This is a genomic window from Candidatus Pelagibacter sp. HIMB1485 (assembly GCF_052048055.1).
Classification (GTDB): Bacteria; Pseudomonadota; Alphaproteobacteria; order Pelagibacterales; family Pelagibacteraceae; genus Pelagibacter.
The window spans coordinates 543,543-560,959 of sequence record NZ_JBNAIN010000002.1; the positions used below are offsets into that span (position 1 = coordinate 543,543).

General features: G+C 25.1%; 15 protein-coding genes. 11 read left to right on the forward strand and 4 right to left on the reverse strand.

Annotated features, from left to right (window positions below; translation table 11 throughout):
• Position 1 precedes the first annotated feature (1 nt).
• From ACTTA4_RS05290 to ligA, 9 genes are all read left to right on the forward strand, one after another.
• Positions 2-1,069, forward strand: coding sequence for a UDP-N-acetylglucosamine--N-acetylmuramyl-(pentapeptide) pyrophosphoryl-undecaprenol N-acetylglucosamine transferase (locus ACTTA4_RS05290; RefSeq protein WP_440633832.1), 1,068 nt, complete (start codon positions 2-4; stop codon positions 1,067-1,069).
• The gene (gene murC, locus ACTTA4_RS05295; protein WP_440633833.1) at positions 1,059-2,453 is read left to right on the forward strand and encodes a UDP-N-acetylmuramate--L-alanine ligase; all 1,395 of its coding nucleotides are present in this window, start codon (positions 1,059-1,061) and stop codon (positions 2,451-2,453) included. Before ACTTA4_RS05290 ends, murC begins: the two co-directional genes overlap by 11 nt.
• The gene (murB, locus tag ACTTA4_RS05300) at positions 2,453-3,358 is read left to right on the forward strand and encodes a UDP-N-acetylmuramate dehydrogenase (RefSeq protein ID WP_440633834.1); all 906 of its coding nucleotides are present in this window, start codon (positions 2,453-2,455) and stop codon (positions 3,356-3,358) included. The genes murC and murB overlap by 1 nt, the downstream gene beginning before the upstream one ends.
• A gap of 1 nt (position 3,359) precedes the next feature.
• Entirely contained in the window at positions 3,360-4,274 is a 915-nt protein-coding gene (locus ACTTA4_RS05305; RefSeq protein ID WP_440633835.1) for a D-alanine--D-alanine ligase, read from the forward strand.
• A complete protein-coding gene (locus ACTTA4_RS05310) occupies positions 4,255-4,929 on the forward strand; it encodes a cell division protein FtsQ/DivIB (RefSeq protein ID WP_440633836.1) in 675 nt (224 codons plus the stop codon). The genes ACTTA4_RS05305 and ACTTA4_RS05310 overlap by 20 nt, the downstream gene beginning before the upstream one ends.
• The gene (locus ACTTA4_RS05315) at positions 4,922-5,626 is read left to right on the forward strand and encodes a hypothetical protein (RefSeq protein ID WP_440633837.1); all 705 of its coding nucleotides are present in this window, start codon (positions 4,922-4,924) and stop codon (positions 5,624-5,626) included. Before ACTTA4_RS05310 ends, ACTTA4_RS05315 begins: the two co-directional genes overlap by 8 nt.
• 64 nt (positions 5,627-5,690) lie before the next feature.
• Positions 5,691-6,611, forward strand: a complete 921-nt coding sequence (lpxC, locus tag ACTTA4_RS05320) for a UDP-3-O-acyl-N-acetylglucosamine deacetylase (protein ID WP_440633838.1) — start codon at positions 5,691-5,693, stop codon at positions 6,609-6,611.
• Positions 6,612-6,658: 47 nt separating this feature from the next.
• The gene (locus ACTTA4_RS05325) at positions 6,659-7,504 is read left to right on the forward strand and encodes an outer membrane protein assembly factor BamD (RefSeq protein ID WP_440633839.1); all 846 of its coding nucleotides are present in this window, start codon (positions 6,659-6,661) and stop codon (positions 7,502-7,504) included.
• A gap of 1 nt (position 7,505) precedes the next feature.
• Positions 7,506-9,536, forward strand: a complete 2,031-nt coding sequence (gene ligA, locus ACTTA4_RS05330) for an NAD-dependent DNA ligase LigA (RefSeq protein ID WP_440633840.1) — start codon at positions 7,506-7,508, stop codon at positions 9,534-9,536.
• Here ligA and ACTTA4_RS05335 read toward each other — a convergent pair.
• A complete protein-coding gene (locus ACTTA4_RS05335; RefSeq protein ID WP_440633841.1) occupies positions 9,519-11,213 on the reverse strand; it encodes a M24 family metallopeptidase in 1,695 nt (564 codons plus the stop codon). The genes ligA and ACTTA4_RS05335 overlap by 18 nt on opposite strands.
• The gene (locus tag ACTTA4_RS05340) at positions 11,210-13,246 is read right to left on the reverse strand and encodes an ATP-dependent helicase (protein ID WP_440633842.1); all 2,037 of its coding nucleotides are present in this window, start codon (positions 13,244-13,246) and stop codon (positions 11,210-11,212) included. Before ACTTA4_RS05340 ends, ACTTA4_RS05335 begins: the two co-directional genes overlap by 4 nt.
• Before the next feature lie 33 nt (positions 13,247-13,279).
• Here ACTTA4_RS05340 and ACTTA4_RS05345 point away from each other — a divergent pair, with 33 nt between their 5' ends.
• Positions 13,280-14,770 (forward strand): AsmA family protein, encoded by a 1,491-nt coding sequence (locus ACTTA4_RS05345; protein WP_440633843.1) that lies wholly within the window; start codon positions 13,280-13,282, stop codon positions 14,768-14,770.
• Here the strand turns inward: ACTTA4_RS05345 and fumC are convergent.
• Positions 14,758-16,146 carry a class II fumarate hydratase gene (fumC, locus tag ACTTA4_RS05350; RefSeq protein ID WP_440633844.1) on the reverse strand — a complete coding sequence of 463 codons (1,389 nt, stop codon included), beginning with the start codon at positions 16,144-16,146 and terminating at the stop codon, positions 14,758-14,760. The two genes, ACTTA4_RS05345 and fumC, sit on opposite strands and share 13 nt — an antisense overlap.
• A gap of 66 nt (positions 16,147-16,212) precedes the next feature.
• Between fumC and ACTTA4_RS05355 the strand changes: the two genes are divergently transcribed.
• The gene (locus ACTTA4_RS05355; RefSeq protein ID WP_440633845.1) at positions 16,213-16,584 is read left to right on the forward strand and encodes a phosphoribosyl-ATP diphosphatase; all 372 of its coding nucleotides are present in this window, start codon (positions 16,213-16,215) and stop codon (positions 16,582-16,584) included.
• On the opposite strand, the gene nadC is transcribed toward ACTTA4_RS05355, so the two are convergent.
• Complete coding sequence (nadC, locus tag ACTTA4_RS05360; RefSeq protein WP_440633846.1) at positions 16,581-17,414, reverse strand: carboxylating nicotinate-nucleotide diphosphorylase; 834 nt, start codon at positions 17,412-17,414, stop codon at positions 16,581-16,583. The genes ACTTA4_RS05355 and nadC overlap by 4 nt on opposite strands.
• Positions 17,415-17,417: the final 3 nt, after the last annotated feature.

Consider the following 17,417-nt stretch of genomic DNA (forward strand, 5'->3'; position numbering starts at 1 on the left):
GGTGAGAGAAAAAGTATTAATTTCCACTGGAGGTTCAGGAGGACATGTCATTCCTGCAATTACAATTCATGACCATTTAAAAGAAAAATATGATACAATAATCTCAACAGATTCTAGAGGATTAAAATATTTAGAAAAAAATAATTATAGATCTATTTTAATTGATACACCAAAGTTTAATAGCTTAATACTTTTTCCTTTTTCATTATTTAAAGTCTTAATATTAACAATTAATTCTCTAAAAATATTAAAAAAAGAAAAAATTTCTTACTTAATTTCAACGGGTGGGTACATGTCTTTACCTTTATGTTTAGCTGCAAAAATTCTAAATATTAAAATTTTTTTAATTGAACCAAATATGGTTTTAGGAAGAGCGAATAAATTTTTTTTAAATTTTTCTAAAAAATTAATTTGTTATTCAATAAACTTAAAAAATTATCCAAAAAAATTTGAAAATCAGAAAACAATTTCAAAGCCTTTTATAAGAAAAAAATATTATGAGGCAAATTTACATAAAAAAGATGTAAATTTATTTACCATTATGATTATTGGAGGTAGTCAAGGAGCTAAAATTTTTGATACACTTATTAATGAATCAATTTTGAGTGTCTCAAATTCTTACTTAATTAATGTAATTCATCAAACTAGTGAAAAAAACATAAACTATTTAAAAAATTTTTATAAAATTAATAATATAGAAAGCAATGTTTTTAGTTTTGATCAAAATTTAAATGAACTTATGAAACAGTCTGATTTATGTATATCAAGGTCAGGCGCTTCAAGCTTGGCTGAAATGTCATTAATGAATGTTCCTTTTATCGCCATACCACTTCCTAGTTCTAAGGATAATCATCAATATGAAAATGCTAAATATTATTATGATAAAGATTGTTGCTGGATAATTGATCAAAAAAAATTTGATAAAAAGAAATTTGAAGAATTATTGATAAAAATATTAAAGAAAGACGAAGATTATGTCGCAAAAAAAGAAAATCTAAAAAAATTAAATTATCAAAATACTTGGAATAATGTTAATCAAAATTTATTGGGAATTTTAAATGAAAATTGAATTAGCTAAATCAGAAGTTATTCATTTTGTTGGTATAGGTGGGATAGGGATGAGTGGCCTTTCAATGATAATGAAGAGAAAAGGTTTTAAAGTTCAAGGAAGTGATATTTCAAATAATAAAAATATTAATAGGATTAGAAATGAAAAAATCAAAGTTTACCTTGGACATAAAAAACAGAATATAAGTAAGGCTACAATTTTGGTTGTTTCTTCAGCAATTAAACAAAATAACCCAGAATTAATTGAAGCAAAATCAAAAGGTCTACCAATATACAAAAGAGGCGAAATGTTAGCAAACATTGTGTCTCTTTCTAAAAATATTGTAGTTGTCGGCTCTCACGGCAAAACAACAACTACTTCTTTAATTGCATCAATTTTTCAAAATACAAAAATAGACCCGACGATTATTAATGGAGGAGTTATAAATTCAATCAATAATACAGCAAAATTAGGTAAAAGTGATTGGTCTATTTTGGAGGCAGATGAGTCTGATGGTAGCTTTATATTTATTCCACCAACTTATTCTATCATAACTAACATTGATAGAGAGCACATGGATTTTTATAATTCGATGAAAAAATTAAATAAATATTTTATTGATTTTGTTGAGAAGGTTCCATCTTTTGGAAAATCATTTATCTGTTTAGATGACAAGAATAATAAAAATTTAATTAAAAATATTAAAAAGAAAAATTTTTATACATATGGTGAAGATCCTAAATCAAACTTTTCTATAAAAAATATAAATCAATATAAAGAATTTTCAAAATTTGATTTATTAATAAAATTACCAAACAAAAAAAATCGTTTCTTAAAAAATATAATAGTTCCCCTTTTAGGAAATCATAATATTAAAAATGCAGTTGCGGCTCTTGCAGTGTCGTTGACTGTTGGAATATCAATATTTGATATAAAAAAAGGACTTAAAAATTTTAAAGGTGTTCAAAGAAGATTTAATAAGATTTTTTCTTTTAATAATGTTGATTTTTTTGATGACTATGCACATCATCCAACTGAGATAAGAGAAGTACTTAATGGGGTAATGAAAGTATATAAAGGTTATGAGAAGATATGTATTTTTCAACCCCATAGAATATCAAGAGTAAAAGATTTAAAAAAAGAGTTTAGTTACGCTTTTAGAGATGCTGATAAAGTAATTTTATTTCCAATTTATAATGCCGGCGAAAAAATGAAACTCGGATTTAGTTATCTTAGTTTTGCAAAACAAATTATTAAAAATTCGAGGGTTGAATTATTGATGATCGAGGATCAATTGCAATTAGCAAAATATGTAAAAAGTAATATTTATGGAAAAAAAATTGTAATTGGTATGGGTGCTGGTTCAATTTCAAGCTGGATGAGAGAATTACCCAAATATTTATAATGATAACTAATTTGAAAGAACTGTCAGAAGAGTTTGGTCAAAACCTAAAACTAGACTGTGATTTAAAAAAAAAAAATTGGTTTAATATTGGTGGTAAAGCTAAAATTTATTTTAAAGCAGATAATTTAAAAGATTTAATCAAATTTTTAAAAATTATAGAAAATAAAGAAAATATCTTTGTCTTAGGTGGAGGGTCCAACACATTAATAACTGACGACAAATATGACGGTGTAGTAATCAAGCTTGCAAATAATTTTAAAAATTTATCAGTTCTGTCAGATGATATAATTATTGCAGGAAGTATTGTTAGTGACAAATCATTATCAGAATTTGCATTAGAAAATAGTCTAGGTGGTTTTGAATTTTTATCTTGTATACCAGGTACAGTTGGCGGTGGAATTAAAATGAATGCTGGTTGTTTTAATAGAGAATTTAAAGATATTCTAATTTCGATACAAGCAGTTACTAAATCTGGCCAGGTAGTAACTATACCTGCAAAAGATATAAATTTTAAATACAGAGATAGCGGTTTATCTGACGACCTTATTTTTTTAAGCGCCTCCTTTAAAGGGTTTAAGAAAGAAAAAGAATTAATCCAAAATGAAATGAATTTTTTAAAAGAAAAAAAAGAAAAAGCACAACCAACAAGAATTAAAACCAGCGGAAGCACTTTTAAAAACCCTTTAGATCAATCTGAAAAAAAGGTTTGGGAACTAATAAAAGAGTCTGTTCCATTGGATATTTCTTTTGGTGATGCATATATTTCAGAAAAACACTGTAATTTTTTTGTAAATAAAGGTAATGCTAAATTTAAAGATATGAAGAGTTTGATTGAATATGTGTCAAAAAATGTTTTTGAGAAAACAGGTGTGAAGTTAGAAACTGAAATTAAAATTTTAGAATAAATTGAAAAAAAAAATACTAATACTTTCAGGTGGAATATCAAAGGAGAGATTAATAAGTCTTGATACAGGTAAACAGGTTGCCAAAGAACTGAAAAAAAATGGTTATAAAATTCAGATTTCTGAACCAGATAGATCTTTATCTTTAAATATCAAAAAATTTAAACCTGATATAATTTTTAATGCATTGCATGGTCAATTTGGAGAGGACGGATATATACAAAGTATTTTAGAGAAATTTAAAATTCCATATACCCATTCTGGTGTTTTTGCTTCATCTTTAGCTATGGATAAAGAAATTTCAAAAAAAATTTTTATAAAAAATAAAATTAATACACCAAAATTTTTTGTTTATAATTATGGTTATAAATCATCTACCTTAATAAAAAAAATTCAGTCAAAATTAAAATTTCCTGTTGTCATAAAACCTTTAAATGAGGGTTCAAGTGTTAATGTTTTTATATGCAACAAATCTAATCTAACGCAAAAAGTTAAATCATTAAAAGATTACAAAAAAATTATGATTGAGGAATTTATTGGAGGAAGAGAAATTCAAGTAGCAATTATGGGTAATAAAAAACTTGGAGCAATTGAATTAAAACCCAAAAGAGCTTTTTATGATTATCAAGCAAAGTACAACACAAATGCAAAAACTGAGCACATAATTCCCGTTAATTTGTCTAAAAAAAAATTAAATGACGTAATGAATATTGCACTCAAAGCCCATAAAATCATCGGTTGTTCTGGTGTTACACGTTCGGATTTTAAATATAATAGGGGTAAATTTTATCTATTAGAAATTAACACTCAACCAGGTATGACTAAATTATCTCTCGTCCCCGAAATAGCCTCTTATAAGGGAATAAACTTTTTAAAATTAATTGAATGGATTTTAAAAGATGCATCAAAGAAAAAGTAAAAAAATCTTAATTTACTTTTTTTTATTAATTTTAGTGGGTTCGATAAATAATAATTCAATAAATAATCTAAGATTAGAAAAAGTAAAAAAAATTAATATTTTTGGATTAGATGAAAATGACCAAAAAATTTTACTTGATAGTTTAAATAATTTAGATTTAAAAAATATTTTTTTTATTAATAAAAAAAGCATTCAAAATATTATTGAAAATAATTCATTGGTTGAAGATTACAATATTATAAAAAAATATCCTTATTCAATTGATATAAATATAAAAAAAACAAATTTTATTGCTAAGATTAATAAAAATGGAAAGTTTTTATTAGTTGGAAACAACGGCAAATTATCAAATAATAATAATTCGGGAATAGAATTGCCGTATATATTTGGAAATCCAGAAATAGAAGAGGTATTAGAATTAAAAAAAATTATTGATCAGTCAAATATTGATTATTCACAAATAAAATCTCTATATTATTTTAAATCAAAAAGATGGGATCTAGAATTAACTACAAATATTGTAATTAAATTACCTGAGAAAATTGAAAAAGAAACATTAGATAAAATATCAATTTTTTTAAATAATATTAAATTAGAAAATAAAGAAATTGTAGATGCTAGAATAAAAAATCAAATTATAATTTTAGATGAATAAAGAAATTGATTTTGAAATTTATTTAATTATTTCTTATGGAAATTTTGAAATATTTTTATTAGATAATAAAAATTATAAAAATATTTATCAAAAAGAATTTAAATTTAGAGGCGTTTCAGAAAAATTAGATTTTAATCTTTTAAATGATTTTTTAGAAAACAATATTTTTAAAATTGAAAAACTAGCAGGAAATTTTGTAAACAATATAAATATAGTAATTGAAAATAAATCAATTCTTACCTCCAATATAGGTATAAAGAAAAAAAATTATACTGGAGAAATTACGGACATAATTTTGGAAAGTATGCTTACAGATGTTAAAGATTTATTTAAAGAAAACTACAATCAATATAAACTCATACATATGATTATTGATAAATATATAATTGATGGTGTCAGTTATTCTTCTTTGCAAGATAAAATTAGTAATGATGAAATTTGTTTAGAAATTAAACTTATTTCAATACCAAATTTATTAATACTTGAAATTGAAAACATTTTAAAAAAATACCAAATTCAAGTAAATAATTATTTAGACAAAGGATATGTAAAAGATTTTATCTTTGATAAACAATTAAATATTTCTCAAATGGCACATAATTTGAAAGTTGGTATGAATAAGAACGAAATTCAAATTATCTCTAAATCCTCAAAAAAACTTGGTTTTTTTGAAAAATTTTTTCAATTATTTAGTTAATTTTGTTTTTTCTCGTAACAATAGTTGTTTTTAATTAATCCAACATTCAAATTAAAAGCATCATGTGTCTTATTTAACTCAAAAAACAATTAAAAATAACATTTCATTTAGTGGAATTTCTCTCCATAGTGGTCTGGATGTCAATGTTTGCATTAAACCAGCATCTCCCAACAATGGTATAGTTTTTAAGAGAATGGACTTAAAAAGTAATAATTTGGTTTATCCAAATTTTATGAATGTCACCAACACATCTTTAAATACAACTATTGAAAATGAATTTGGAGTAAAGGTTTCAACAATTGAACACTTAATGTGTGCATTATTTGGTATGGGTATAGATAACGCATTAATTGAGATTGATAATGAAGAAGTTCCTATACTAGATGGATCTGCAAAAATCTTTATAGAAAAAATTATTTCAGCAGGAATTGAAATCTCTGAATCACCAATAAAGATAATAAAGATAAATAAGGAAGTAAACTTTTCTGATGGTGACCGATACATAAATATTAAACCATCAACTTTAAGTTTAGATATTGATTTTGAATTAAAATATAAAAATCCAATTATTGGAAATCAACGAAATAAATTCAAAATTTATGAAGATGATTTATCTGAAGTTTATAATTCAAGAACTTTTTGTTTGTTTGAAGATATTGAGTTAATTAAAAAAAATGGTCTTGCAAAAGGTGGAAGTCTAGATAATGCAGTAGTAGTTAAGGATAAAGAAATTTTAAATCCAGAAGGTTTAAGAAATAAAAAAGAATTTGTTAACCACAAGATATTAGATTGTATAGGTGATTTATATACATGTGGATATAGAATGATTGCTAGCATAAAGTGTTCACAAGGCGGCCATTATCTTACAAATCAACTTTTAAGAAAGGTTTTTGAGAACAAAGAAAATTTTTCTATAGTAGAAATTAAAGAAAAAAACCTTCCACACACATTAATAAATAGAAACTTTTTAAGATCGATAGCATAAATTAATCATTTCTTTTAAAACTTATTTTAAGTAAGTATAAATTTATCATGTGGGTTAAAAATATTTTTTTAATTTTAAGTGTATCGATTTTGTTAATTTCTTGTTCTAAAAAAAATATTAAAGAAGATGTAATATTAGAGGAAAGTCTTGAAATGCAAGTACTAGAGGCTTACGAAGAGGGAATGAAAGCTCTCAATTCGAACGATGTTCTTTTTGCAGCAAAAAAATTCAATGAAGCTGAAATTTTATTTCCACAATCAGAATGGGCTCCTAAATCTGCATTAATGGCAGCTTATTCATATTATAAACAAGATTATTATCAGGATACTATTGCTGAAATAGAAAGGTTTTTAAGAATTTATCCTAACCATAAAAATTTATCTTATGCTTACTATTTGCTTGGGATTTCTTATTATGAGCAGATAGTAGATGAAAAAAAAGATTTACAATCAATTTTAAAATCAAAAAAAATATTTCAAACATTAATTGAAAATTTTCCAAGTACTGAATACGCAATAGATGCTGAATTTAAAATTGATTTAATAAATGATATTTTAGCTTCTAAAGAAGTTTATCTAGGCAGATACTATGTTGATAGAAAAAAATGGATTCCTGCAATTAATAGATTTAGGACTGTTGTAGATGAATATGATGAAACAATTTACGCTGAGGAATCACTTCATAGATTAGTTGAAATTTATTATTTACTTGGTCTTGAGGAAGAAAGTAAAAAATATGCATTTCTCTTAGGATACAATTATCAATCCTCTCAATGGTATGAAAAATCATATGCTATTTTTGATAAAATGTATGAACTGAATAAAAAAGAAAATGAAATTAAAAAAAGAAAACAAAATAGTTTATTAAAAAAATTCAAATCGCTCTTTGAATGAAATGGATAAAAAGGAAATCAAAAAACTTTATAGCTCAAAAGTAAATTTATTAAAAAAATATAATGAAAGTTACTTTGATAAAAATAAGTCAATAGTTTCAGATAAAGAATATGATGAAATTAAAAAAGAGGTATTAGACTTAGAAAAAAATTTTAGTTATCTTGTTTCTAAGTATTCCCCCTCTCAAAGTGTAGGATTTAAGCCTTCTAAAAATTTTAAAAAATCATTACATAAAATACCAATGTTATCTTTAGGAAATGCTTTTTCTGAAGAAGATTTAATTAATTTTGAAAAAAAAATTCAAAATTATTTATCTTTAAGAAATGATTTTAAAATTTCATATAGTGCTGAGCCTAAAATTGATGGAATATCTGCTTCATTGACTTTTAAAAATGGCAAATTTCACAAAGGTCTCTCTAGAGGAGATGGAAAAGAAGGTGAAGATATAACTGAAAACCTTAAAACAATAAAAGATATTCCCAAACAAATTTCTCACAAAGATTTTCCAAAAGAAATTGAAATTAGGGGTGAGGTATTCATACAAAACAGTGATTTTAAGAGTTTAAATGAAAAGTTTGCCAACCCTAGAAATGCAGCATCTGGTTCTCTTAGACAAAAAAATCCAGAAGAAACAAAAAAAATACCCTTAAAATTTATCGCTTATACATTTGGATATGAGAGTGGATTAAAAATTAATAACCAATCTGATTTTCTTAAAAAATTGAGTGAGTGGGGATTTAAAACAAATCCACTAAATAAGTTAGCAACAGGTATTAAAAATTTAATGGAAAATTATAATGAAATTGAAAAAAAAAGAACAAACATAGATTTTGATATAGATGGAATAGTTTACAAAGTGAACGATTTTGCTATGCAAAGAAGATTAGGTAATGTTGCTAATGCTCCAAGATGGGCTATTGCACATAAATTTTCATCTAACAAGGCAGTATCTAAAATTTTAGATATAGAGATTCAGATAGGTAGGACTGGTGCCTTAACACCAGTTGCAAAAATTAAACCAATAAATATTGGTGGGGTTATAGTTTCAAATGCAACATTACATAATGAAGATGAAATTAATCGAAAAGATATTAGAGTAGGTGATACAGCAGTTATAGAGAGAGCTGGCGATGTAATACCACATATACTTTCAGTGGATAAACAAAAAAGATCAAAAAATTCAAAAAAATTTATTTTTCCAAAAAATTGCCCATCATGTGGATCAGAAACAATTAAAGAATTTAATAATGTTACAAAAAAAGTTGACGCTGTAAGGAGATGTTCTAGCGAGGGTTATTATTGTGATAAAGTATCAATTGAAAAATTAAAACATTTTGTTTCAAAAGAAGCTTTTAATATAGATGGTTTTGGTAAAAAAATAGTTGAAAATTTTTGGAAATTAAAATTCATTAAATTTCCTCAAGATATTTTTAATTTAGATTTTTCAAAAATTGAAAATTTAGATGGCTGGGGTAAGCTTTCTGTTCAAAATCTAAAGTATTCAATATATCAAAAAAAAACTATTTCTTTAGAAAGATTTATATATTCTCTTGGTATAAGGCATATAGGTCTAGAAAATGCAAAATTATTGTCTAAACATTTTATATCATTTTCAGAATTTAAAAAGTTATCTAAACAAAATGATTATGAAGAAATGTTTAACATAGATGGAATTGGTGAAACACAAGTCAATTCAATAAAGAATTTTTTTTCAAATGAAACTAACAAACAAGTTTTAAATGAATTAGAAAAAGCTTTGTTAATCAAAGATGCTATTCAAAATTCAGAGGATGGTATATTAAAAAATATGACTTTTTTAGTTACTGGAAAATTAAATGGAATTAGTAGAGCAGAAGTTAAATCTTTAATAGAAGAAAATTCTGGAAAAACAATTAGCAGTGTATCTAAAAAACTAAATTTCTTAATTATTGGAGAAAAACCTACTAAAAAGAAAGTAGATTATGCAAAAGAGTTAAAAATAAAAGTCATTGATCAAGTTGAATTTTTAAAAATGCTAAATAAAACTAGCTAACCACTTTCTCTCAGTTGGATTTAAATATTTTGATATCTTTGAATAAACTTCTAAATGATATTTAAATAGATAGTTTTTTTCATTAATTGTTAATAAATCAAAATTTATTAAATCTTTCTCTATAGGTGCCAGTGTTAAATTATGAAATAACAAATTGTTATTTTTTTTTTTAACATAAACTAAATTTTCAATCCTAATTCCATATTCATTGGTTTTATAATAACCAGGTTCATTACTTAAAATCATACCTTCTCTTATTTTTACTGTATTTATTTTTGTGATAGATTGAGGACCTTCATGAACATTAAGAAAAAAGCCAACACCGTGCCCTGTACCATGCGCATAATCTAAATTGCTTTTATTTAGAAATTTTCTCGCTCTTTTATCAATTTTTTTACCAGTATCATATTTATTAATATCAGTCGTAGCTACAGCAATATGACCTTTTAAAACTTTGGTAAAAACATCTTTGATGTTTTGTTTTTGTTTTGAAAAACAAATTGTCCTAGTTACATCAGTTGTTCCATATTTATATTGACCTCCAGAATCACAAAGGAAAATATCTTCCTTATTTATAACACGGCAATTTTTTTTCTTTGCACGATAATGGACAATGGCACCATTTTTGCCAGAGCCTGCTATTGTATCAAAACTAGGATAGAGAAAGTTTTTATTTAATTTTCTGAAATTTTCTAATTTCTCAGCTGCTTCTACTTCTGTAATTTTTTTTTTATTAATTTTTTTTATCCAAAATAAAAATTTAGTTAATGCTACTCCATCCAAGATATGAGAATTAATCATATTTTTAATCTCAGCTTTATTTTTGATTGCCTTTAAAAGATAAATTGGATCTTCTCTTTTTATGATCTTAAATTTAGACTTAATTAAATTTTCATAAAATATTGAACAAGATTTATCATCAATAATAAAGTTTTTTCCCTTAAGATGTTGTATTTTACTCGGTAGAGCATTTATATCTAAAAATTCATCTTTATTAATAATTTTATTTTTTAATAATTGCTTACATTTTTTAAGATTACTTATTAGTAGAATTTTTTTTGATTTACTTACTATCAATCTTGAATTGGGGACTGGACTGTTGGGGCCATCTCCACCTCTTATATTTAAAGTCCACGCAACATTTTCAGGCGCACTAATAAATATATAATCAGATTTATTTTTTTTTAAGTATTTAGTTATTTTATTTAATTTTGAATTAATACTTTCACCTACAATATTTTTATCTAAAGAAAAAAATGGTTTAGAGGTATGTTTTTTTTGATTTTTAATCTCATCAATTAGATTTTTTTCAACAAATTTGATTTTGTTGTGTTTTAAAAAATAATTTTTAATTTGAGTATTGGTAAATAACTTTGGATCTATACCAAGTGTAAGATTTTTGAATAAACCACAATTTATTAATTTTTCAAATCCATAAATTTTAAAATTTTTCCCACTCTCAATTTTACTCTGAATTGTGTATCTTCCATCAGTAAACAAATAATTTTTATTTTTAAGAATTACAGCTAGACCAGCAGATCCACTAAAATTCGAAATAACTTCTAATCTATTTAATTTTGAATATTCTGTAAAAAAATCATCATTTTTTGGAATTATATAGCCATCAATTTCATATTTTTTAAATTTACTTCTTAATAATTTTATATGTTTCCTCATTTAATTCTCTTTTGATATCTTATCCACCCGGGACTTCTTGTTTCTTCTCCAATTTCAAAATCCTGATTAAACTCAAAATCATCATCATTGTTAATGTCTTCATCAAAGAAAGAATTTTTTTCTAAATGCTTTTCTGGCAATTCATCAATGAAACGTGAAGCCATACTGTCTATCCAATCCCCTTGGTAAAATCTATTCATTGAGAAAGAAATTATAGCTTTTTTCTTTGCTCTTGTAATTCCCACATACGCTAGCCGTCTTTCTTCTTCTAGACCATTTTGACCTTTTTCTTCAATAGATTTTTGATGAGGAAATAATCCTTCTTCCCATCCAGGTAAAAATACAACATCAAATTCCAAACCTTTTGCTGCATGCATGGTCATCATGTTAATTTTTTCACCATCCCATTCTTGATCAACTGAGGTTGCTAAAGATACATGTTCTAAAAAACTCTCTAAATTATCAAATTCTTTCATAGCACTTAACAACTCTTTGATATTTTCTAATCTATTTTCATTATCTAAATCTTTTTTATTTTTAAGCATTGCCGAATAACCAGACTCATCTAAAACAATCTGTAATAGCTTTATGTGATTTGATTTCTTTATGCTTAAGTCATTTCTCCATTTGTTTAGAGAATTAATAAACAAGCTAAGTCCAATTTTAGCTTTTGGCTTAATTAAATTTTGCTCAAGCATTTTTATTGATGCTCTTTCTAAATTTAAATTATTTTCCTTAGCAAACTCGTGAATGTTTTTTAAGGTACTATCACCTATTGATCTTTTTGGATTGTTAACAATTCTTTCAAAAGCTAAGTCATCTTTCTCTTGATGAATTAATCTTAAGTATGCAACACAATCTTTAATCTCAGCTCTTTCATAAAATTTTGTACCACCTAATATTCTGTAGGGCATACCAATTTTCAGAAATCGCTCTTCAAATTCACGTGTTTGAAAAATGGCTCTAACTAAAATTGCAATGTTATTATAAGAATATTTTTTTTTTATTTTTTTTTCAATTTCATCTGAAACTCCAACTGCTTCATCTTTACCATTTTTAAAACAGTTTAATTGAACTAAATCACCTTCTTCCATTGTAGTAATCAATGTTTTTCCAACTCTATTTTGATTATTCGAAATAAGGTTTGAAGCAACTGATAAAATATTCTGTGAGGATCTATAATTTTGTTCTAATCTTATTACTTTTGTATTCTCATAAACTTGATCAAATTCTAAAAAGTTTTTAATCTCAGCACCTCTCCAGCTATATATTGATTGATCGTCATCACCAACACAGCAAATATTTTTATTTTTTTCAGATAGAAGATTAAGCCATTTACTTTGAATAAAATTTGTATCTTGATATTCGTCAACTAAAATGTATTTAAAATTTTTAGAATATATTTCTCTAATATCAGGATTAAATTCTAAAATTTTTACTGTATGTAAAATCAAATCTCCAAAATCGCAGGAATTTAAATCAGTTAATTTTTGTTGATATATTTTGTATAGTGGAAGAACAGTTTTCTCATAAATGTCTTTTTTATTTATAATTACTTCGCCAGGATAAAAACCTTTATTCTTCCATCTATCTATTATTGCCAGTATAAATCTTGGAGATAATTGTTTGATATCGATATTTTCTGCTTTGCATATATTTTTTATTAATCTAATCTGATCGTCAGTATCTATAATAGTGAAATTTGAGTTTAATTGTGCAGCTGAAGCATGTTTTCTTAATAATTTCGCACAAATTGAATGAAAAGTTCCTAACCAAGAAAGACCAACAGCAGCAGATCCTAAAATTTTACTAACTCTATTTTGCATTTCTTTAGCAGCTTTATTTGTAAAAGTGACTGCAAGAATTTGATTAGGAAAAGCTTTTTTTTCCTTAATTATATTTGCTATTCTTGATGTTAGAACTTTAGTTTTTCCTGAACCTGCGCCAGCTACTATTAAAAGAGGACCATCTAGATGCATTACAGCATCCTTTTGAGCTTCATTTAAACCATTTAAATATTCTCTATTTGTCATTCAAAATAATGTTTTATAAGATTACTACTTAAAATGAATAATCTTAAATTAATTGCCAATTTTAATAAAAAATTCAGTAAATTTATTAATAATCTATTAGAGAAAAATTTAAACAAGTTAAATGTTGATAACTTTAAAAATTTATTAATTAACAATAAAATATTTTTATCTATTGTCGCACTAATTATTTTATTTTTATCATATCTTTCATTCCCAAACATTCATAACAAAGAGGAAGTAGCTTTAGAAATTAAAAAAAATTTAAAAAACAAATTAAACCTAGAGTTTAATTTTCAAGAAGATTTAGATTATAAATTTTTACCAAGACCTCATTTTACTACAAATAATTCCTCAATTAATTCTGAAAAAGATAAAATTGCAGAAATAAAAAAACTTAAAGTATATGTCTCTTTAGAAAATCTATTTTCTTTAAAAAATATAAAATTAAATCATGTCATCTTAGAAGAAGGAAATTTTAACTTAAACAAAGAAAATAATAATTTTTTTTATAATTTATTAAATGGTAATTTTAATGATTTTAAATTTGAAATATTAAAAAGTAATGTTTTTTTTAGAAGTTTAGAAAATGAAGTTTTATTTATTAATAATATCAAAAACGCAAAATATTTTTTCGATCCTAAAGAAATTAAAAATATGCTTTATGCAAATAATGAAATATTTAATTTACCTTATTCAATCAAAGTTTTTGATAATAAAATTGAAAAAACAATACACTCTAAAATAAATATAGAAAGTTTAAGATTGGAAATAGACAATCAAACTTCATATGATGATACAAATTATTTAGGTTTTTCAGAAATAAATTTACTAAACTCAAAAAACTTGTTTGAGTATCAATATAAAAATGATTTGTTTGAGTTTAAATTTTTTGATAAAAAACAAAATCCTGAGTTTTCTTATACAGGTAGATTTAATTTAAAGCCGTTTTATGCAAATATAACAGGTAATACGAATAAACTACATCTTTCCTCTTTGTTTTCGTCAAATGCGATTATTAAAGAGCTTCTAAAAACCGAAATTTTAAACAATAAAAATATTGATTTTTATTTAATTATTTCTGGGAACAGCATTAAACAATTTGCTGATTTCAAAAATGTTTTAATAAAATCAAAAATTCAAGAAGGTTTAGTAGATATTGATCAATCCAAAATGACATGGAAAAATAATATTGATTTTGAATTTTTAGATAGCTTAATATTTGTGAAAGAAGGAAAATTAATTTTAGATTCTAACGTTGAAATTAATATAAATAATGCTGATGAACTTTACAAATTCTTACTTACTCCAAAAAATTTGAGAAAAAAGATTAGTAAAGTTAATATTAACTTTACCTATTTATTTGATGAAAAAAATATCAAAGTAAAGAATATCAAGGTAGACGGAAAAACACTTGAAAAATCTGATTATACTTCTGATGATATTTTACTAAAAGATAACAACTTGCAAAATAAAATTTATCTCAAAAATCTATTGAATGAAGTAATAAAAAATTATGTAGGATAAATCATTTTCTTAGGATCAACAATTCTCTCATAGTCTTTTTCACTTATTAATCCTGTTTTTAATGTTTCATGTTTAAGTGTTGTGTTGTTCTTCAAAGCTGTCTTCGCAATTTTTGCAGCGTTATCATAACCAATATGTGGAGCTAAAGCTGTTACTAACATTAAAGAATTATCTAAATGCTCTTTTATTCTCTTTTTGTTAGCTTTAATTCCTTTAACACAATAAAGCGCAAAATTTTTTGTACTGTCAGCTAATAAGTCAACAGATTGTAAAATGTTATGGGCAATTAATGGCTTAAATACATTCAATTCAAAATGACCATGTGTTCCCGCCATTGTAATTCCATTGTGATTTCCAATGACGTTTGCACATACCATCGTAACTGCTTCACACTGAGTTGGATTTACTTTTCCAGGCATTATTGATGATCCAGGTTCATTTTCAGGTAGTATTAATTCTCCATATCCAGCACGAGGTCCAGATCCCAGAAATCTTATATCATTTGAAATTTTCATTAGCGCAACAGCACATGTATTCAATGTTCCAGAAAAATTTACTATTGCATCGTGTGCTGCAAGTTCAGCAAATTTATTTGGTGCAGTTTTAAATTTTATTTTAGTAAATTTTGAGATTTCTTTAATAATTTTTTTATCAAAGTTTTTTTTTGAATTTATTCCTGTTCCAACAGCTGTTCCACCCTGAGCTAAAAATAGAATTTCTTTCAAAGCATATTCGATTCTTTCAATACATTTTTTTAATTGAGCATGATATCCAGAAAATTCTTGACCAAGAGATAATGGAGTTGCATCTTGAAGATGAGTTCTTCCAATTTTAACTATTTTTTTAAATTCTATAGATTTTTTCTGTAATTCTTTTTCTAAGATTTTTAAACTTGGCAACATTTTAGTTAAAGATTGTGTAGCTACAGAAATATGCATTGCAGTTGGAAAAACATCATTGGTAGATTGAGATTTGTTTACATGATCATTTGGATGTACAGGTTTTTTAGTTCCTTTCTTTCCCCCTAAAATTTCAATAGCTCTATTGGCAATTACCTCGTTCACATTCATGTTTGTTTGAGTTCCAGAGCCTGTTTGCCAAACTTTCAAAGGAAAATTTTCATCTAATTTTCCTTTTATCACTTCATCTGAAGCTTTGATAATTGCTTTTGAGATCTTGCCACTAATTAATTTATCTTTAGCATGAACTATTGCTGCTGATCTTTTAATAATAGCAATAGATTTTATTATAGAAATATTAACTAAAATTTTTCCAATGTTAAAAAATTTTTTTGATCTTTGAGTTGATGCACCCCAGTACTTGTCATTGGGTACATTTATACTTCCAATACTGTCAAATTCTTTTCTTAATTTCATTGATTAATTTTTAAGTACAAATAATTATATTAATACAATAAATTTTAAAAAACTTACAGGAGCAATATGTCGAATTTTAGTAAAGTTGGAATTTTTATGAAAACCTTTGGTCAAGATGTTAAAACTAAGCCATCTTTTAGCACTGATAAGATAAATAAATTAAGAATAGATCTAATTAAAGAGGAATTGGAAGAGCTTACAGAAGCTATGAATAATAAAGATTTAATTGAAGTTGCTGATGCTTTAACTGATATTCTATATGTAACTTACGGAGCAGGACATGCTTTTGGAATTGATTTAGATAAATGTTTTGATGAAGTTCAAAATTCAAATATGAGCAAATTAGATGAAAATGGAAAGCCAATTTATAATCAAGCAGGAAAAGTTATGAAAGGTCCTAACTATTTTAAGCCGGATCTCTCTAAGTTTGTAAATTAAATTTCCAATTTAAAATCAACTGCAGCAGCACTATGAGTAATGCTTCCTACAGAAATTCTGTTAACTCCTGTTGAAGCAATTGCTTTAACGGTTCTCAAATTAACATTTCCAGAGGCTTCTGTTTCATAATACTTTTTAGCAATTTTAACTGCAATTTTTAAATTTTTTATACTCATATTGTCTAGAAGAATAGTATTAAACTTTAATCCTAAAATTGATCTAAGTTGATTAATTGTATCAACCTCTACTGTGATTTTTTTTCCTTTTTTATTTTTAATTGCCTTAATAACTAAAGTTTTTAAATCTGAACTTGCGATGTGGTTGTCTTTTATTAAATATTCATCACTTAAATTAAATCTATGGTTTGTCCCTCCTCCTAACTTAACGGCATATTTTTGGATCACCCTAAGGTTTGGAATTGTTTTTCTTGTACAGCAAATTTTAGTTTTTTTTCCAGCTAATCTAACAAATTCATTTGTCTTTGTTGCTATTCCAGAAATATGTGACAAAAAGTTTAGAGCAACTCTTTCTGCAATCAAAATATTTTTTGCCTTACCTTTTATCAAAGCGATTATAGAACCTTTTTTAATTTTCGATCCGTCTTTTTTTTTGACAATGAATTTTATTTTATTATCAATTAAGCAAAAAGTTTGTTTAACAAATAATAATCCAGCAACAACTGCATTTTGATTTGATATTAATTTAACGGTTACAACTTTATCGTTATTAATTAATGCTGAAGTGATATCTCCTGAGGGATACAGATCTTCGTTTAGAGCTAACTTAACAGTACTTTTGATAAATTCTTTGCTTAATTTAATTTTTGACACTTA

Bases quoted from the DNA above. Each gene is read 5' to 3' on its own strand.
- murC (WP_440633833.1), top strand. From the start codon at position 1,059: ATGAAAATTGAATTAGCTAAATCAGAAGTTATTCATTTTGTTGGTATA.
- ACTTA4_RS05335 (WP_440633841.1), bottom strand. From the start codon at position 11,213: ATGAGGAAACATATAAAATTATTAAGAAGTAAATTTAAAAAATATGAA.
- ACTTA4_RS05315 (WP_440633837.1), top strand. From the start codon at position 4,922: ATGAATAAAGAAATTGATTTTGAAATTTATTTAATTATTTCTTATGGA.
- ligA (WP_440633840.1), top strand. From the start codon at position 7,506: ATGGATAAAAAGGAAATCAAAAAACTTTATAGCTCAAAAGTAAATTTA.
- ACTTA4_RS05325 (WP_440633839.1), top strand. From the start codon at position 6,659: ATGTGGGTTAAAAATATTTTTTTAATTTTAAGTGTATCGATTTTGTTA.
- fumC (WP_440633844.1), bottom strand. From the start codon at position 16,146: ATGAAATTAAGAAAAGAATTTGACAGTATTGGAAGTATAAATGTACCC.
- ACTTA4_RS05340 (WP_440633842.1), bottom strand. From the start codon at position 13,246: ATGACAAATAGAGAATATTTAAATGGTTTAAATGAAGCTCAAAAGGAT.
- ACTTA4_RS05355 (WP_440633845.1), top strand. From the start codon at position 16,213: ATGTCGAATTTTAGTAAAGTTGGAATTTTTATGAAAACCTTTGGTCAA.
- ACTTA4_RS05310 (WP_440633836.1), top strand. From the start codon at position 4,255: ATGCATCAAAGAAAAAGTAAAAAAATCTTAATTTACTTTTTTTTATTA.
- murB (WP_440633834.1), top strand. From the start codon at position 2,453: ATGATAACTAATTTGAAAGAACTGTCAGAAGAGTTTGGTCAAAACCTA.
- ACTTA4_RS05345 (WP_440633843.1), top strand. From the start codon at position 13,280: ATGAATAATCTTAAATTAATTGCCAATTTTAATAAAAAATTCAGTAAA.